The organism is Planctomycetaceae bacterium (assembly GCA_041398825.1).
Classification (GTDB): Bacteria; Planctomycetota; Planctomycetia; order Planctomycetales; family Planctomycetaceae; genus F1-80-MAGs062.
This window is the reverse complement of the sequence record JAWKTX010000004.1, coordinates 232,324-251,079: the sequence shown is the minus strand read 5'-3', so window position 1 is coordinate 251,079 and position 18,756 is coordinate 232,324. Positions and strand designations below refer to the sequence as shown.

General features: G+C 53.1%; 15 protein-coding genes. 11 read left to right on the top strand and 4 right to left on the bottom strand.

The features are described from left to right. Positions 1–266: 266 nt before the first annotated feature. The 3 genes from R3C20_09320 to rpoN all read right to left on the bottom strand — a co-directional run bounded on the left by R3C20_09320 (position 267) and on the right by rpoN (position 5,508). Positions 267–3,026 carry a DUF5060 domain-containing protein gene (locus tag R3C20_09320; protein ID MEZ6040696.1) on the bottom strand — a complete coding sequence of 920 codons (2,760 nt, stop codon included), beginning with the start codon at positions 3,024–3,026 and terminating at the stop codon, positions 267–269. Between the two features lie 165 nt (positions 3,027–3,191). Continuing rightward, a complete protein-coding gene (locus R3C20_09315) occupies positions 3,192–3,887 on the bottom strand; it encodes a hypothetical protein (protein MEZ6040695.1) in 696 nt (231 codons plus the stop codon). A 106-nt stretch (positions 3,888–3,993) separates the two neighbouring features. Next, positions 3,994–5,508 (bottom strand): RNA polymerase factor sigma-54, encoded by a 1,515-nt coding sequence (rpoN, locus tag R3C20_09310; GenBank protein MEZ6040694.1) that lies wholly within the window; start codon positions 5,506–5,508, stop codon positions 3,994–3,996. 389 nt (positions 5,509–5,897) lie between these two features. Here rpoN and R3C20_09305 point away from each other — a divergent pair, with 389 nt between their 5' ends. Together R3C20_09305 and nadA are read left to right on the top strand one after the other, a co-directional pair. After that, complete coding sequence (locus R3C20_09305) at positions 5,898–6,974, top strand: site-specific DNA-methyltransferase (protein MEZ6040693.1); 1,077 nt, start codon at positions 5,898–5,900, stop codon at positions 6,972–6,974. Positions 6,975–7,054: 80 nt separating this feature from the next. Then, positions 7,055–8,044 (top strand): quinolinate synthase NadA, encoded by a 990-nt coding sequence (gene nadA / locus R3C20_09300; protein MEZ6040692.1) that lies wholly within the window; start codon positions 7,055–7,057, stop codon positions 8,042–8,044. Positions 8,045–8,110: 66 nt separating this feature from the next. Here the strand turns inward: nadA and R3C20_09295 are convergent, their stop codons facing one another. Further along, positions 8,111–8,692 carry a sigma-70 family RNA polymerase sigma factor gene (locus tag R3C20_09295; protein ID MEZ6040691.1) on the bottom strand — a complete coding sequence of 194 codons (582 nt, stop codon included), beginning with the start codon at positions 8,690–8,692 and terminating at the stop codon, positions 8,111–8,113. A gap of 577 nt (positions 8,693–9,269) precedes the next feature. On the opposite strand from R3C20_09295, the gene R3C20_09290 reads away from it, so the two are divergent. The 9 genes from R3C20_09290 (at position 9,270) to R3C20_09250 (ending at position 18,726) form a co-directional block, all read left to right on the top strand. Beyond that, complete coding sequence (locus R3C20_09290; GenBank protein ID MEZ6040690.1) at positions 9,270–9,578, top strand: ferredoxin family protein; 309 nt, start codon at positions 9,270–9,272, stop codon at positions 9,576–9,578. A 390-nt stretch (positions 9,579–9,968) separates the two neighbouring features. Beyond that, a complete protein-coding gene (locus tag R3C20_09285; protein ID MEZ6040689.1) occupies positions 9,969–11,225 on the top strand; it encodes a hypothetical protein in 1,257 nt (418 codons plus the stop codon). A gap of 156 nt (positions 11,226–11,381) precedes the next feature. After that, a complete protein-coding gene (locus R3C20_09280; GenBank protein MEZ6040688.1) occupies positions 11,382–12,590 on the top strand; it encodes a PLP-dependent transferase in 1,209 nt (402 codons plus the stop codon). A gap of 60 nt (positions 12,591–12,650) precedes the next feature. Beyond that, on the top strand, positions 12,651–15,062 hold the full coding sequence (gene selD, locus R3C20_09275) for a selenide, water dikinase SelD (protein ID MEZ6040687.1): 2,412 nt from the start codon (positions 12,651–12,653) through the stop codon (positions 15,060–15,062). Between the two features lie 539 nt (positions 15,063–15,601). Next, the gene (locus tag R3C20_09270) at positions 15,602–16,102 is read left to right on the top strand and encodes a hypothetical protein (protein ID MEZ6040686.1); all 501 of its coding nucleotides are present in this window, start codon (positions 15,602–15,604) and stop codon (positions 16,100–16,102) included. 126 nt (positions 16,103–16,228) lie between these two features. Then, entirely contained in the window at positions 16,229–16,648 is a 420-nt protein-coding gene (locus R3C20_09265; GenBank protein MEZ6040685.1) for a hypothetical protein, read from the top strand. A gap of 143 nt (positions 16,649–16,791) precedes the next feature. After that, the gene (locus R3C20_09260; protein ID MEZ6040684.1) at positions 16,792–17,097 is read left to right on the top strand and encodes a hypothetical protein; all 306 of its coding nucleotides are present in this window, start codon (positions 16,792–16,794) and stop codon (positions 17,095–17,097) included. A 483-nt stretch (positions 17,098–17,580) separates the two neighbouring features. Next, positions 17,581–18,039 (top strand): SRPBCC domain-containing protein, encoded by a 459-nt coding sequence (locus tag R3C20_09255; GenBank protein MEZ6040683.1) that lies wholly within the window; start codon positions 17,581–17,583, stop codon positions 18,037–18,039. 402 nt (positions 18,040–18,441) lie between these two features. Next, the gene (locus tag R3C20_09250; protein MEZ6040682.1) at positions 18,442–18,726 is read left to right on the top strand and encodes a hypothetical protein; all 285 of its coding nucleotides are present in this window, start codon (positions 18,442–18,444) and stop codon (positions 18,724–18,726) included. The last annotated feature ends 30 nt before the right edge of the window (positions 18,727–18,756 follow it).

The following is an 18,756-nucleotide window of genomic DNA, read 5'->3' as shown; positions in this document are numbered from 1 at the left end:
ATTTGTGCGTGGTCCGGTACTCGCCTCGCGCAGTCCATGTAACCTCGCAGTCACACACGACTCGGGGAAGAATACAGACAGGCTCAACGCACCACAACCTGTCAAAGCGCACGGATTGCAGGGATGTTACACGAGTTTCATTTCCGGCCACGGAAAGGGCGGTTCCAAAACCGCTCAATTCGAGCCGAATGCAGCAAACGATTCAGCGTCGCTGAAATACGCTGGTTCGCCGCTGCGGCAATCTCGTGCGACGTCGAAACAGCTCTTCATGGCTTGTATTCAGTCATCGACAGCTTCGCATGACGTACGACGACTAACCAGTCCTTCTCCCGATCTGCTGGTGGTTGCCCTGGATTCACTTCACCACCGCCCGCAACGGTTCTGACGGAACCATTCTGCAGCGGGCCACCATCGCGAGGGTTGAACCACTGGATGGTGTAGTCCCCAGCTGCATCCGAAAGGTCCATGGTGACCTGTTTCCCTTTTGCGATGTACACGAGATAGGTATGACCTGGTTTTGCAAAACAGTAAGCCGAATTGTCGTCAGCCTCTGTTCGGATCAGTTCATCGCAGGGTTCCATTTGTGGAAATGGGATATTGTTTTCATGAAAGAAATTCACGGCAATCCGACAGTAGTCCCAGCTCCGATCCCGACTGCGCCAGTCTTCGCAGATGAGGTCATTCTGGACGTACTGGTAGCCAAAGTAGTACTCGACACCAGCGCCGCCTCCCATCAGAGTGGCCCACAACGTTTGTTGACGGACTTCATGCTCTGTGTAGGTCATCCTGCCGGTTCGGTCATGGCCGTCGTACCCCTGATATCCAAGATCAGGGCACTGGCCATGAGCCGCTGAACCTGATTCATCAAAGGCAACGACCCATGGCTTGCCGGACTTTTGCGATTGCCTGACCCACTTCACGACTTGCCAGTGTGTATCGCGGATGCCGCTGTTCTGAAGTGATACTCCGGTTAGCTGAGACTTGTCGCCAAGAAGCGGTTCATAAACCTGGTCCTGCTGATCAGGAAACGTGTGGACAACGATGTTGTGGTGGTAGGGGTCCAGTTGAGCAATAAAGTCAATCATCGCCTGTTGCTGCTCGGTCGTTTGCGTGTTCTCTTCACCCAGATTCCAGTTCAGCGCCAGATTGTGAGCGTAACGAGCGATCAGTTCGCGACAGTAAAGGCGACGCTGAATTCCAAGGTCTCCGCCATCCAGAGACTCAGCCACGAATCTGGATTTCCCCTTACCGGCAGTGTTGTCATCGTTTTCTGTTTCCTGCATCTTAAAGTGCAGATACATCCCCATCGCAGTCCCGTGATCGAAGACTATGCCCCACTGATCGAGCTTGCTGCAGTCGTAGTGAAGCTTGTCATCTCGAGACACAAACGGCCAGACATTGTCTCCATCGCCACCAGCGTTGTAAGTTAAGAACGAGAACGCATTGCATCCTTTGCGGGAAAGATAATTCACGGCACCAATCAGACCTTTGCCCCTGCCGTCTTTCCATGTTGGGTCACCTTCATTCCAGTCATCGATGTGCGGAGCGAAGGATTTCAGAGGAACCTTCTCTGGCTTTCCGGCAATTGTTCCGTCGAAATCGATGTAACCGAGCAACGTTTCCGGAGCATCTGCTCCGGCTTTCAGAAAGTATTGTTCGCTTTCGGCGAACCGGAGATATCGTTCGCCCACATATTGAAGACGCCCATGGGCACGCAGATCAGGGGTTGTCTTGTCGGTCGGAGCAACTTCGAAGCTTCCTTCCACTCCATCGCCCGGGACCGCTTCTGAAATCGGTGTGTCTGTCTCCGAAATGAAGGTTCCTTTTCGCATCGACACCCTGTAGTTCCAACGTCCCGGCTTATCAGGTGCCAGGTGGCAACGCCACTTCGTACCACTCGCAGCCGATGTATTTGCAGAGTCGCCATCAGCCGCAAAGTAACCGGGAACGGTATACTTCGGCAGACCGGATTCATGCGTGAACTGCACGTTCAGCTGATAATTCACAAAAGGGTTTGGTGCGTTATCGAGTTCGTGAGCGAAGGGGCCATCCAGTGTCAGAGTCACTTTGTGCCACTGTTTCAGATCGCCGGAAATACTGACTGTGCCAGGGCCGTCCGCCTGACGCGGCTGTTGCAGATCGGCTTTCACCATTGCGGGGGCCATCGGCAGCGTGCTCAAACTGGCAGACCGAGTCACGGCTTCAGGCACAACTTGGCCCCCGGCATCTTCAGCAACCGCGACCGGTGCCACTGGAAAGGCTGCTGGAAGGTTGCCCGATGAGACGACTACGGCTGGCCCTTCGTCCGCGGGGCGTTTGAATTCCCGGTTATTTGTCATCAACCAGCGATCAAATTCGAATCCATCTTCTCGCATGGAAAATTGAATCTCGTGGATACCTGCTGCGGGTACCTCCAGAAATATCTGGTGCGCTTCACCACAGTGTTCTGTTTCTGTTCGCTGCCTGCTTTCCCATCGCCATGAATTTTTGCCGTCACACCACTGCATTCGCTGTCCACTGTCAGGCCAGTTTCCGTTGAGCCCAACGTGCAAGCTGTTGTCCTCTGAACCGCTGCTGTAAGCGCGTACCCAGACGTAGTATTTCCCGGGATTCTGAAAGTGAACTCTGTACGTCAGCACCGCCAGACGGCCTGGTTCATTCGAAAAATTCTGCCCCTTCACCAGCTTGTGCTGATGGTTTCGACGACTGTCGGGCAGCAGTTCGACATACGCACCTCCTGCCGCTCCTGAAAGATGGGTCGGATCGCCGTCTGGTCGAACATTCGGCACCTGATCCTGAGTTGTGATGTGAAAAGCGCGAACGTCGGTGTGTTCCTGTCGCGAGAAATGTTCCGCTTCGACAGCCACCAGTCCGTCCTTCTCCGCGAAGACCAGCGCCTCGGTGACGATCGGCAATGTGGCATCCTCTGCGGAAAGTGTCGTCATGACGGACAACAGCGTCAGAACCATCGCGGGAGCACACCTGCCAAAACGCGTTAGAATGACAAGTAGAACGCAAGTCGCCATGGAGAGTCTCATCGTGAAGCCAGACTAAGAATACGCCAGATGAAATACCGCAACGCTGGTTTCGGGAACGGAGCACGCTTGCGAGATACGAGAAGCCTGATGCGCACGGAACGGACTTTCCGTCGGCCTCCTATGCAGACCGTTTCGCAATTTTTTTGCCAGCGATTAACGCGAATTTGCGGCCCGGATTCCGCCACTCAACTGAACCTTGATCTTACCGGTGCACTTGGCCCCTGCGGGAACGTTGGCACGCAGAAAAAGCAGGCCTGACTTCTTGGGTGTCATTTCCAGACCATTGTTGACAGCGAAAGGCTCGCCCGGTTTTCCGTCACTGACGATCACTCCAATTAACGCTCCGAATGGCGCGACCGAAAGGACATCTTTACTGGGGTCTTCATCCGAAATCCCGTTGACACTCAGGGTTGCTGAGAACAGGACACGAAAATCGCCGGATGCGGCAATCCGAAACGGTCGACCACCCTCCACCTCCGCGACGGCAGCAGTCCATCCTTTTGATGTATCCACGTCGACCGATGCGGGATTATCAGTCAGCATTTCTTCCCGAATAGTCTTCATCTGCTCTTTGAGACCGGGTGTTCGAGGGTTGATCTGACTGATACGTTCCAGGATCGCAATGGATTTTTCTCGATCGCCCTGCTTGTAAAACTCCCCAGCAATTTCATGAAGCTCTTTGACAAGCGTTTCCTCAGCTTTTTCCGCGCGGGACTGCAGTTCCTTCTCGTTGAGCTGTGAGTTGTTCTTACGATCACGTGATGACTGTCCGGAAACGGACGAAGATGTAAGAAAGGCCCCGACCACGACCAGCAGATACAAGCCGGATGTCATTGAACGCGCACGCATAAGTCTTCCTTTCAGCGCAGCAAAGCGAATGAGATCTGATAAACGCGCTGATTCCGGTCGTTGTTTGACTGGTCAGCAGTGCGAATGACCGACAATGCGTGGGCTCTTAGTATTCGCGACGCTGACGACTGCTCGGAATCATCATCTGCTTACGGTACTTGGTAATCGTGCGTCGGGCCAGAGTAATGCCCTGTTTACCCAGCTCATCAACCAGGGCATCATCACTCAGCGGATTTGATTTGTCCTCATTGTCGATCAATTCCTGAAGCTTGATACGGATGGTGTCCCACGCCACGTCTTCGCCTTCCGCTGTCTGCGTCCCGCCCCCAAAGAATCTCTTCAGAGGAAAAAGCCCTCGCGGCGTCTGGATCCATTTTTCATCGACAGCACGGGATACCGTCGTCACGTGGACCCCGACGCGATCAGCAATCTGCTGCATCTTCAGCGGTGCGATAAATTCGGGTCCCTTGTCGAGGAACTCCTGCTGGTGGTCGACAATTTCCTGAGCCACTTTTCTCAGCGTGTTGTACCTCTGCTCGATTGACTCAATCAGCCATCGTGCAGATTCCACTTTTCTTCGAATCCAGTCGCGTGTTTCCTGTGATGGATTGTCCTTCAGCATTCGCTGATATCGCGGGCTGATTCGCAATTCGGGAACGTATTCATCCAGAAGCCGCACGACGTAGCGTCCGGTGTCGTCGCGCTCGACCGCCAGGTCAGGCGTCACACGCTGAACAGGTCGCTGCTCGAATCCCCGTCCCGGGTAAGGATTGAGCGTCTGAATTTGTTCGATGCCAACCTTAATCAGGTCGATCGAGTATCCGGTTGCCTTCTGGATGAGTGGCAGTCGATTGAATGCGATATCCTCAAGGTGGTCGCGTATCAGCACTTCCACGACGTCATGAAACGCAAGATGGTCGTCGACCTGCAGCAACAGCATTTCGCGATGATCTCTCGCTCCGACCCCGGGAGGATCAAGACGCTGTATTATCTTCAGAACACCCTCTGCATCTTCAATTGTCAAACCCTGACCATAAGTGCGATTAAACTGCTGATTGATTTCTGCGAGCGTACTTTGAAGGCGGCCATTGTGGTCCAGATGCTGGATCAGGTACTCACCAAACTGACGGTGGGCATCATCGCATGAGTGAAATGAGAACTGCTCCAACAGGTATTCATGCAACGACTGCGGTCGGGCGACCATATTCGCCATCGCGTCGCTGTGGCGATCCATGTCGTCGCTGACCTGATTCGACGATGGCCGGGATCCGCCAAATCCCACATTGTCTTCCGGCCATTCGGCAGCGATCTCTACCAGGCGTTCAAAATCGGATTCGTTGTTTTTTTCGTTGCCAGCAACCAGCTCTCGCGATTCCACATCTTTACGCAGCTCTCTGGCTTCACGTGGGTCGTCCACCTGCGTGACGGTGTCCGGTTCGGCGGAGGGCAGGTCGCGATCTTTGTTGACGACTTCAAGCGTCACATTTTCTACCAGCTCCTGTTCGATTCGCTCGTTCAGGGCCATCATGTTGAGCTGCAGAATCTCCATTGACTGGATCATCCGCGGAGCCAGCTTCATCTGCTGGCTCATCTTCATCTGCTGCGAGATATTCAGGTGCATAGGGCGTAATCAGCCTTCAACATCGTGTTGATCCTTCGATTGCTGCCGAATGGCCCAAGGGTTCCTGATGCCCCATCCAACAACATCTTTCGTTTCCAGCGCTTTCGCTGCCTACCCTAGATTGTACTACAAGAGTCCCAAAGCGTCTGCATAAAGTGTGCCGAAAGTCTGTTTTTCATCGGAACCTATTTATTGACAACGATTTACGACCATCTGCGGTTCGTCGATCAGCTCCGGGAATTGTAAAACGCACCATCCGCCGTGCAAAAAACAGCCCGATCGGCGTCAGATGACGGACTCTTCTCGATCAACTATCCTTCTGGTGGTTCCTGTCACGGCTCGAATTCAAACTGGACTCGATGAAGCTGCTCAGCTGCTTCCCTTCTAAAATGACTGAATCTCCTGGATCATCGCAAGTCGCCCCGGATACGCCCCGCTGGATTGGAGACATCCACAACGGCGACTGTATCGCCGGTATGCAGTCTCTGCCCGATGGGTCGGTTGACCTGGCGTTCGCAGATCCGCCGTTTAATATCGGCTATGAATACGATGTTTACGAAGATCAGCTGGAATACGAAGCGTATCTGCAGTGGTCCCGTGAGTGGATTCAGCAGGTGTATCGGATTCTGAAAGACGACGGCACCTTCTGGCTCGCAATAGGCGATGAATACGCGGCCGAACTGAAAGTGGAAAGCCAGCGAATCGGGTTCCATTGCCGTAGCTGGGTGATCTGGTACTACACATTTGGAGTGAACTGCAAAAAGAAGTTCACCCGGTCTCACGCTCACTTGTTCTACTTCGTCAAAGACAGGGCTCGTTTTACGTTTCGTATGGACGACCCGGCGAATCGCGTCCCTTCGGCCAGGCAACTTGTGTACAACGACTCGCGGGCCAACAGTAAAGGTCGGCTGCCAGACGACACTTGGATCATTCCACCGAATATTCAAACCCAGGCAAACGCCACGTTTACGTTGAGACCACAAGACCTTTCCGAGGGGTTTCAGCCAGAAGAAGACACGTGGTATTTCCCGAGAGTTGCCGGTACGTTCAAAGAACGTGCCGGGTTCCACGGGTGCCAAATGCCCGAACAATTGCTTGGACGTATTATCCGGACTTGTTCAAATGAAGACGATATTGTTCTTGATCCATTTTCCGGCAGCGCATCGACACTGGTCGTGGCTCGAAAGCTGAACCGCCGAGTGGTTGGCTTCGAACTGTCGCCCGAGTACACAGACGCGGGGCGGGAACGGCTGAATCAGACCAGCCCGGGAGATCCGCTTGTTGGGGCTGCAGAACCGACAATGTCAGCTCCAGCAACTCAAAAAAAACAGTCAGCCACCAGAACTTCTGCCGCAAAAAGAAAGCCAAAGTCCGGAAGGATCGGCACTCGTGAAAGTCAGATTCCGCTTTTCAGCGATCAATCTGACCAGCAACGTGAGGACCAACAGCATTCGTCGTCGGATTGATGTCTCGATCCAACCGCGGAAGACTTCATTCCCAAATTCATTGACCAACCTGCGAACAACATCATTAAGGACCTGTAAACATGTCTTTGCCCGTCGTAACGGATTCACCGGTCCCTTTCGAGGACCCACTCGATCTGATGGACGAAATCGACGCCCTGAAGAAAGAAAAAGACGCCACTGTACTCGCACATTTCTATGTCGATGGAGAAATTCAGGATATCGCTGACTTTACCGGTGACAGCCTGAAACTGGCCAGAGACGCCACCAGAGTCAATACATCGACCATCGTCTTTGCGGGGGTTCATTTCATGGGTGAATCGGCAAAGATCATGAATCCTGAAAAGCGTATCCTGATTCCCGACATGCTGGCCGGCTGCTCGCTGGCGGACAGTTGCCAGCCAGACAACCTTGCAGCATTTCAGGAGCAGCTGCGAGCTCAGGGGCGAGACTTTCAGACTGTGGCATACATCAATACTTCAGCGGCCGTCAAAAGTCTTTGCGACTGGATTGTCACCAGTGGCAATGCTCGAGAGATCATTGAACGGGTCCCTGACGATAAGGAAATTCTGTTTGTCCCCGATCAGCATCTCGGCCGATATCTGAGCGAAGTCACCGGCAGGAAGATGATTCTCTGGCCGGGATCGTGCATGGTTCATGAGATCTTCAGCATTCAGGATCTTATCCGAGCCAAGCGAAATAATCCGGCAGCGCAAGTTCTCGCTCATCCGGAGTGCCCTCAGAATATTCTGGAGATTACGGATTTCATTGGTGGCACGGAAAAAATTCGCCAGTACGTAATGTCTCTCGAAGAACCAATGACATTCCTGATTGCGACAGAAGCGGCCATGATTCATCCGTTGCAGAAATCTGCGCCGCAACACACCTATATTCCTGTTCCGGGAATCATGGCGTCATCCGGTGAGACCTGCGCTTGTAATCGATGCCCCCACATGGCTCGGAACACACTGCAGAAAGTCAGAGACTGCCTCCGGGATGGAAATCCCGAGATCATCTGGCAGGATTACTTTGCGAAGGCACGCGATGTTCTCGATCGCAGTCTGCTTCAGTAGCTAAATGAGGTCTGCGTGCGTGTGAAGCGATAATGGTTCCTGCGGATCGTCCTGCCGATGTTTCGGCTATCGTGTAGGGCGTGGGGACTGGGACTGCATCGCTTCACGCAGCCGGCTCAACATTGGGCCGATAGAATTCAACGGTTTCTTCAGCAACGTGGCAATTTCCCTGTAGGATCGATGTTGCAGAAAATGCAGACTCAGCAGCGTCTGTTGTTCCTGAGGAAGTGAGGACATCAGAGATTCCACTTCGTCTCTCGCTTCCAGTTGCCGCACATCAGAGGAATCTCCCGCAAGATCGATTGCAGCCCGATGAGCATTTACGTGTCCCATTGCCTGCCGGTATCGGTAGTGAGTCATCTGTCGCACCACGATCCGCCGTACAATGACGGCCAGATAGGTCGCGAATGAACACCGTCCACGAAAACTTCTCAATGACGCCATGTCTCGGGAGAGCAATTCGGCATAGGTGTCCGCACAGAGGTCTTCAACATCATGCTCACTCAGCTTTATGCTGTGGGATTGTGCGGTCTGCTGGATGACCTGAAGCACCAACCCCGTGAAACGATCAACGAACACCTTCCACGCATTGCTGCGGCCAGCCAGCAGTTCGCTCAGAAGTTTGCGATCGGTATCAGTGAGTGGCACAGTAGACCTCGCTCGGGTCAGGAGGCAGCAAATTGCTCAGGCTGAAAACAGACGTGTATGAAAGAACAACACAACACGCAGCAACTTGTAGAAATACGCACGGAACGCGACTGATATTGACTGTAAACGGAGAAAAATTGCAGTGGGAGCATCAATTGTGCACAAATTATTCCACTTTGTGCGCCGTAACCCCGAACGGGAATCCAGATTCTGAAACCCCGGACGATTCAAAATCGGGTTGGTAAAAATCGGCAGGATGGCTGGTTTCCTTGCAAAACCCGCGCAGATCTGGCGAGGACCAGCAGATAATTTGCGAGATTCTGTCTCAATTTCCTGAGACGCATTTTTGCACCGCTGCGTGTCTGGAAATTGCCGAAAAGCGTTTCGTACAACTCACTCTGGAAGAAGCAACCGGGCTTCCCAACTGCAGAAACGGTCCATTTTACTGGGGCCAATCTGCACGTTGCAGACGACAATGAGACAGACTACTCTTCACAATGAAGAGTGTATCCACCTAATAATGACCCAACTCGGGTCCCGATTCTCTGGCCAGCATTCTGGTTTGAAAGGGCAACAAATGGCTCACGTTGTGGCAGAACCTTGCTTCAACTGCAAGTACACCGACTGCGTAGTTGTGTGTCCGGTCGAGTGTTTCTACGAAGGCGAAGCAATCCTTTTCATTCATCCAGATGAATGCATCGATTGTGAAGCATGTGTTCCAGAGTGCCCCGTGGAAGCAATTTTCCACGAAGATAACCTGCCCGAACAGTGGGCAGACTACAAGGGACTGAATGCCGAAATGGCTCCTCAATGCCCGGGCATCAACGAACAAAAGACATCAATGGCTGAATCTCACGGCCAGTGTGCCCACACTCCAAAGAAGTAATTGGCGTCGCATCCTCGACCCGGCCAATGAAATCCGAAAGCTTCATCAGTCCTCAGACTGGTGAAGCTTTTTTCTTTGGTAGTGCGCTAATGGTTCGTACCCAGTTCCCGCATAACCAGCACAGTCGAATCCTCCGCTAGGGCATGCTCATCCCCATCGGCGCGGAACCGCCTCCGGCAATGTCTGCCGATTCACATAAAACAGGCAAACTGTGCCTGAGTCTGACGGCGATAAAAGTTAGCAAACCGCGGTTGTTCTTTTCGTTCAGGTGAACTTTACCGACAACGAACGCAATGTGGTTGGCATGTCTTTCAATCATCAAACGAAACCGAGTCGTGTGAAAACACTCAACCGATTTCGAAACGCCGTCTAAGCTCCGGAGGAAGAACCTTGAACGGTACATCGACAACTATCCGACGATCATCGAATAACGAAATGCGGGGCTTCCGCAACTTCATTGGCATGTCCATGCTCATGTCGCTTGCAGTCGTCTTCTTTGGAATGCAACTGATGATGGTGGGTCCGCTCAAGGGCCGACTGGATGGGTTGCAGACAAAACTGGATTTGACCGACAGCAGCATGAAAAAGCTGGTTGCGTCGAAAGACTCTGTCTGGAAGACCAACGATCTGCTCGCCGGAATTGAGGAGCAGGCCAGTCGGCTGGAGCAGGTCAAAGCGGCGATCGCTGACATTCAGACGCTCCGGAACAGGATCCAGAACGAGGCAGAAGGAGCGACCATCGCTCTGTCCGCTGTCGATCGTATTGTCAGCCTGCAGAATCGAATTATCAATGAACAACAACTCACGCAACAGGCCTCTCAGCAGTTGTCCGCCTTCCAGCAGCTTCAGAACGCGATCATTCGAGGTTCAGATCAGACAGAGATTGCCGCGAATTCACTGGATGGCATGGTGGCTTTGCAGAATCGGATGATCGCCGCGTCAAATGGTTACGAGAACGCAAGTGAAAGCGTCGCACAGCTGGCAGAGCTGACGCAGCAGATGGTGGCCCATTCCGACGACCTGAAAGTCGCTGCAGAGCGATTCGATCAGTTTGTTGCCTTTAAGGATTCCGTCAACCGAGGTGCCGGCGATCTTGCGGTTGCTCAGCAGTCCGTCGATCAGCTGATCTCAATGAAGGATGACGTTCTCACCGCCTCAGAGACGGTTGAGACCGCTCGCGATCATGCCAAAACCCTGATTGCCATGAACACCCAATTGACAAGCGATTCACTTCGGCTGGACGTGGCTCGCAACAATCTGGATTCATTGGTGCAGTTGCAGACGTCGCTGAATGATCACACCGGAGACGTGGCCGACGCAATCCAGAATCTGGAAATCCTGGACGACTTCCAGACTGAGGTCGCAGCACATGTCCGATCTCTGGATTCGATTCGCCACACTCTACTCGAAGTTGCCATGATGGAGTCGACGCTGGGGCGGGTTGCCCGAATCATTGAGCCGCTGTCCGAAATCGGCAACCTGCGACGCCTGAGCGAAGGAGAAGTTCGCGAAGCAGCCCGTGTGATCCTCGACCGCCGCACAACGCGGTTCTCAAAGACAGACGGAGATCTGGAAACTGGTTCAACCGCTGTTGTGGAACACAACGCCGGCGAAGAACTTGTTCCTCTGCCGCCCGAAGCTCGATAGTTGGAAAGTACAGATCAGGAGGAACCCAGTTCGTCGATTCGCTTCAGAATTTCGTCGACCTTGCCGACTCCACCTGCGAATTGATTCTCTGAGAACACCCTGTCGGTTAGATTCCGGCAGGGTGTTTTTATTCGTACATGATTCAGGCTCGATGCCATGACGATCCCCGCTGATAGATCGGACGAGATGTCTTCAACCAATCGTAACGCCGAACCATCCCGGATGGGATCCGCAAACGCAGGATCGACACGCCCAAGTGTTGCGCCGATTTTTCAATCGGCTGCGTTTGATGTTGAAGACCTGAATCAGCTGGAGGATATCGCGGTCGGCAGAACTCCGGGGTATATTTACACTCGGGACAATAATCCAAATCATGTGGCTCTGGCGGATGCGATGGCCTGCCTGGAGAACGCCGAGGCCGGGGCCGTTTTTTCATCAGGCATGGCCGCCATTGCCAGTGTCTTTCAGACACTGGGTAATAATCGTGGCCACGTCATCATGTCCCGGGCTCTGTATGGTCGAACGATTCAGCTGGCTGAACGGATGCAGCAGCAGTTTGGATTGAACTTTACACTGGTGGACCAGACGGTGCCCTCCGAATTCGCGGCGGCCCGAACCGACCAAACGTGTTTCGCGCTGGTTGAAACGATTTCAAATCCCCTGCTGGAAATCTGTGATCTGGATGCTGTCACGGCAGCACTTGGCGATGTTCCACTGGTGGTGGATGCCACCTTCACCACGCCAATACTCATCAAGTGCCATGACCATGGTGCGGCCATTGTTGTACACAGCGCATCAAAATATCTGAATGGGCACGGGGATGTGATGCTGGGTGTTGCTTCCGGTTCCGCAGAAATGATGAATCAGCTTCGGGTGACAGCCAGCATTTTTGGCGCGAATGCTAACCCATTTGAATCATGGCTTTGCCAGCGAGGACTGCGAACGCTGCCTTTGCGAATGAAGCAGGTTTGCGCCACGACCCGGGCGATTGCAGAGCGGCTTGTTGGCCATCCTGCAGTTGGTCGTGTGCATTATCCTTTGCTGAACGACCATAAGTCTTACGAACTGGCCACCAGCCTTTACCCCAACGGTACCGGGGGCATCATTTCGTTTGAGCTCAATGGAAACGGTGCTGAAATTGTCAACCGATTCATGCTGGCCAGTGATTCGATCCCATTCTCTCCGTCGCTGGCCGATGCACGCACCACGATTTCTTACCCGGCCGGAACATCACATCGTTTCCTCAGTGAAAATGCTCGCAGGGAACTTGGCATCACTAACGAATTGGTGCGACTTTCTGTCGGTCTGGAGCCCGCTGAGTTGCTGATTGGTGAACTTTGCCAGACGCTGGACACACTGCTGTGATGTGCCGCCAGCTTTGCGTGGATCCTTGTCATCGCCTCGCCTGCGATAAGTGTTCAGCTAATGAATGAAACAAACCTTCCGTCGCGGCATGTGGTGCTCATTGGCGCAGGACACACCCATCTGCACGTCATCAGGATGTGGGCAGAACGATCCATCTTCGACACGCGTCTGACCCTGGTTTCTACAACTCCCTGTGCAACTTACAGCGGGATGTTTCCGGGAGTCCTCGCTGGGCTGTATGAGCCCGATGAAATGCTGATCGATCTTCACCAGTTGACCTACAATTCTGGAATTCATCTAATCGTCGACGAATGTACAAGGATCGACAGTGTTTCCCGCAGAATTCACTTCGGGTCAGACCGGCCGTCCATTGGATTCGACGTAGCATCCATTGGAATTGGAAGCAGGCCGTCCAGAGTGGACGTGGCGGCAGATCATCCCGGCTTTGTGCCTGTCAAGCCGATGTTCAAAGCTGTCCGGCGGCTTCAGCAACAGGTTGAGAAGTGTGTCCATCATCGTCGAGAGAGAAATGATTCTCGCGGCTTGCAGGTTGCAGTCGTAGGAGGTGGCGCTGCGGGAGTTGAAATTGCATTTTGTATTCAGCCGTTTCTTCATCGAATACTTGCAGAAAGTAACTGCGGGACGAACCCGGCTCAGGTCACGCTCATTGATTCTGCATCTCGAATCATGCGAGGGTATCGTGAACAGACGGCCCATCGCGCTGCTGGACTGCTGCAAGCTCGGGGGATTCAGCTCGCCTGTCAGCGACGGGTCGTCGCGTCACGTGAAAACGCATTGGTATTCGACGACGGGAGTGAGCACACCTTCGATATTGTCGTCTGGTGTACCAGTGCGAGCCCTCTACCACTGAACGAGAACACGGATCTGGCTCGAGCCGAAAACGGGTTCATCCTGGTGGATGAAACGCTGCGATCAGTTGATGAGAAGCCCATCTTTGCTGTCGGAGACTGCGCAGAAATCCGCGGTAATCCCGTTCCTCGAGCCGGCGTTTACGCGGTACGAGAAGGAGCGGTGCTCTGGCAGAATTTGCAAAATTTGCTGCACAAAGAACCATTGGTTCGTTACCGACCGCAGACAGATTTTCTATCGCTGTTGGCGGTGGGCGATGGCACAGCGATTGGTCAGTATCGCTGCGTCACATCTCACGGGGCGTGGCTCTGGAAGCTAAAGAATCGTATTGATACACGATTCATGAACATGCATCGTCCCATGAAAAATGCCCCTGCCAACTCACGGTCAAACACAGACATGCGTCGGAACTCGCGCTTGGTGTTCACGGCTGATCGCGGTGTTCAGGATTTCCAAATGGCACCGATGCGTTGTCGGGGGTGTGGTGGAAAAACAAGTGCGGACGTACTGAGCGAAGTGCTTCGTCAATTGCGTGAAGAGTATGGCGATGGTGATCGAGATTTTCTGCAACCAGAAGATGCCGCCGCGCTTTCTGACAGTCGATCGACAGTTCATGCTCTGACTGTCGACATGATCACTGCCGTTGTAAGAGATGAGTGGCTGGCAGGCAGGATTGCTGCTGTGCATGCGATGAGCGATCTGTGGGCTAGATCTGTGATACCAACAGTGGCGATGGCAACGGTGTGCCTGCCTCCGGGACCTCACCACGCGCAGGCAGCAACGCTGCATGCCGTTTTGTCCGGGGCTGTTCGCGAATTTCGGGCAGCCAACGTCGTACTTGCCGGTGGCCATACGATGGATGCAGGTGAACTTGCCATTGGTTTCACGATTCTTGGAAGGACTGCTGATGGCGCGTCGCCCCCTCAGCTTTCTGGTAAGTCCGGATTGACTCCGGGCCAGAACCTGATCCTCACAAAGCCACTTGGGTCGGGTGTCATCCTCGCCGGCAGGGAAATGCATCCCCATCGTCGCGGGGATGCAGCAAACAGATCGCGTCGTCTGGAGAAGTATCTCGTTCGTTCATCGGCAGCTGCCGTCGAAAATGCCATCACCACCATGCTGCAGAGCAATGCAGAAGCTGCAAGAATTGCACGCAACTATGGTGCCACGTCTGTCACCGACATCACCGGATTTGGACTTGCCGGCCATTTGATTGAGATGATCGATGCCTCGAACGTCTCGGCCCGACTAAAGCTGGATGCGATCCCTTTGATCGATGGTGCCGCAGAATTATTCGACGCCGGTATCTGCAGTACGCTTGATCCGAAAAACCGCTCCGTTGCCGGTCGAATGCAAGTTCCGGATCATCCATGTGATCCGTTGAGCGTTGAAATCGTGTTCGGGCCGCAACGGAATGAACGATCTCATGCAGTTCTTGTGACGGAATGTCCACAATGGCACGCGATGTTTGATCCGCAAACCTCAGGTGGCCTATTGATCGCTGTCGATATGGATTGCACCAAACCGCTGATCAACATGCTGCGCTCGGCTGGATACCTGCAGGCAGCTGTCATCGGTGTGGTCGATTCATCCACTCAGTGACATCCTGTTCGTGCAAGAGTTTGGGAATCCTGATGTTCTCAGGTGAATCACAAATCAGGGACAGTTCAGGCGATGAAGAAGGTCGTCATTTTGCGCAAAGCAGGCGTGTCGGGAGAAACAGGAGGAGCTCACTTTTCCGGCGTTGGGGTCTCCGGGAACAGGATTCCGTCTTTGGTTTGGCACTCTCAAAACGTTCTGCCGGCATCCATCTCTTGCTTGTTTGTGCTGCAGGGAACAAAGATTTGATCTGCGAAATCGCGAGCCAGTAAGGTTCACACCGCGATCGCCGGAGTTCATTCCGCCATTCTGTCTGGATGTCCGCAGCTCCAGGGGGATTCGAGAAGTTTCCCAACCAAGGCTTCCAGACAGACGCCCCGCGTGTGTAGACTTGTTGGAATGCTCGTAGTCCATTCGCCGCAATAATAATTGCGAGGTATGTAAATTAACAATTGTATGCACCGAAACGGAGCTCGGTGCCGCAATGACAGGATCACGTCACCGGTTCCAGTCCGGTGCCGCTGGACGATTGGGGTGACATGATGGCAACTGCTTTTATCAGTGTGATGTTAGTGGTACAGGTCTCCTTGATGGCAATTCTGGTCTTCTTTGGGCTCTTTGGCGGCGTTGGCTTCGATCATCCAGGCTCCTATGGACTTGATGTTGATCAGATGATTCTGGTCTGCATCTTCTACGGCCTATCCGTCGTTATTGGCGTCGCGATGGCCATCAAAACAAAATCCTACAAATTCCTGATGTTCCAGGTGTCAATTCCGCCATTCCTGTTTGTGGCAGCGATCGTTACTTCAATGTTCAGTTCAGCACCGCTGGCATCCAGTTCAGGCCTTCCACCCAGAGCCGAATACTTTCAACATCTCGTGGGAGAGTCAGAAGTTGAAGTCATGGCTGAGCTTCAGCATTTTGGAATCGGTTTATCAGGCGCCGGCGGCTCATCCGAATGGGATAGCTTCGAACAATACGGTCCAATCGAAGTACGCTATTCCAAAGAAGGAAAAGTTGTCAGCATTGTAGATATTGAATGAAATGCTGAGCAATGCCGTCGACCGGAGTTGCCGTTCACCGAATCCCGCGAAACAATTCAAACGCAGATACCTCAGTTACCGAACCTTTCGTCGCGAAAACGTACTTGCAACACAACGGTTCCTCCAATGATTCGACCTCATTTATGCCGACTCCTGCTTGCTTTGGGTGCGTTGGCAGGTTTAGCTGGCTGTAACAATCAAACATCCCCGGCTTCTGATAAAGCGGCCTCCAGCCCGGCACCGTGGCTGGGAATCCCATCAGCCGTCAATCAAATCATTGCGATGATGCACGAAGGAACGGGCTGGATCTTAAACAAGAGCGAAGTGATTGTTAAAAAGTCCGGTGATGTTCGCTCTTCTGAATCGACATCGAATGAATGGATGGCTGATTTTTTGATCTCCGTTCATTTTGGGGGTGAAACCTTTGAAACAACGGCGAAAGACGTACCGTGTGACATCGATGGAATCCCAACCGAGGCAGCAGTCGATCGCCTTCGCGCTTCGGTAGAAGATATCAAGACGAAAATGAAACGGCTGCAGAACTAGTCCAACATCGTTAGCAACAAAGCCATGAACCGAATCGCGCGATCCGCCGGTTGAATAGGAAGCCGTGCCGGCGCATATTCGATTACGAAAGTCGCTATTCATTTCCACGTCAAACAGGGCTCACTCGCGATCGAAACATGTCCATGTACCATTTCGCAACACAGCCCAATTCGCGATTGCTGTCTGCTGTCGCAACACTTCATTGTGAACCCATCTCGCTTGAGTTGGTGATGGCAGACGCTGGACAGACATGGAAGATCTGCTGCACAAATCCTCGACCATTGCGTTCGCTTTGTTCACTATCGGAAGGGGTTGATCGAATACATGTCCTGGATCGCAACAGTGCTGGTGTCTCTTTGGAGTTTGGACGTTTCGACGTACAGCTTTTCGTTGGTGTGGAAATGACAGACCGCTTCGACTGCGATCATTGTGATGTCGATGTCGTCTGACAAACATGTGGCGGAATTCTGAGGTGACCAGCAAAAACCTGGTTGGGCAAACGATACTCCAGAGACATCTGTGCCATCGCGTGAAGTTGATCGAATCGGGTTTTCTAAGTAAGTCAGTCGGCGGAGAACAAACGAGCATTTTCAGGGTGTGCTGTATTGCCATGAGTCATCAACACCGTTCGGCACTGAATCTGCCGCGTGGCGCCCGGATCTGTTGTTGCCCGTTGCTCATAGCGATAGCTGTCCGTTGAAGAACCGTGACAGTCACGCAGGACGACGTTAGATTATCGTTCTTGAAAGGTCTCCTGCTCGAGTCCGTCCCGTTTTTGAATACGCTGGTAGTCTGGCTCGAGGCTTGGGCCCTGCGGTCTGTGCGTGGCTATTCGCTGTGGTGCGACGGTTTCCTTGATTCACGGTTTCTTTGCTTCAATGTCATTCGCCCCAAACGGGTTGCAATGCTTGTTCCCTGAAGGATGCATGCCTGTGTCGAATCAACAAATCACGAGCGGCTCCTGTGAGATCGATGTCAATATTGCCGTGGAGCCTGGACGCGTTTGGAAGGCATTGACGAGCGAGTCGTCTGCCTGGTGGCCCATGGACTTTGTTACGTCCGAACGGACAAAGCGTTTCGTGATCGAGCCTGAGCTCGGGGGTCGCGCGTTCGAAGATTTTGGTGGCGGCGATGGTCTTGTCTGGTACTCAGTGATCGGCGTTGATGCAGACCGGGAATTGGTTCTCGCTGGGCACTTGCTGCCCCCATTCGGCGGTCCGGCAATGACGTCGCTGCGGCTTACCCTTTCGGCAGCAGGACGTGGTACTATCCTGAAAATCCGGGATGACAGGTTTGGTGTTCTCGGAGGCGAGCCTCCCATCGAGGGGTGGCGACATGTTTTCGATAATGGTTTGCGTCAATACCTCGAATCGAGCGTGCCAATGCGGTAATCCGTTGAATATGGCGGTCAGGCCGAGGAACGCATTAAGTGGATTCGGAATTCGAAGGTTTCTACATGGCTTAAGTCCAGACATACGTCTTCAATAATCCTGAAACCGAATCTCAGCTCAGAGTCAATTCAGCTAACACCACTTTTGGGTGGGCGAGACTTACGTCCAGGATTTGCCTGCAACCGTAACACGACGCCCGTACGTTCCGGCCCACAGGCGACACAATCGTCGTCCATCGCGCAGAATCTGTTGAATAACAAAAGATGCACCTGAGTTGCGAGCTCGGGAGGCTTCAGCATTGGAGGGTTTTCTCCGCTAAGGGGTAATGTTACACTTTCCCCGTGCTGTGTATGTTGCATAATCCCCTGGGACAACACATTCGGAATTTGAAGGAAATCAACCATGCGTACTTCAGTTGCGATCCTTTGCCTGGGGATTGCCCTGGGATTTCTGTCATTGTCCGATCGGTTGGCCGCAGAGAATAATCCTCAGTCTGGTGCAACCGAGGTCGCCAGATTGGAAGAGAACCGGAAGCAGTTGGTGGATAAACTGGGAGCAAGACATCCGGCAGTCACGGCACTTGACAAGAAGACTGCCGCTCTCAGGCCCAATGTCGTTGAAATGAATGACAACGACTTGCGGAGAACCGTTCAACAGCTACTTGTTCGAGTAGAGCAACTCGAATAAGAGGTTGCTCTACTCAAGGCCAATGGCCCG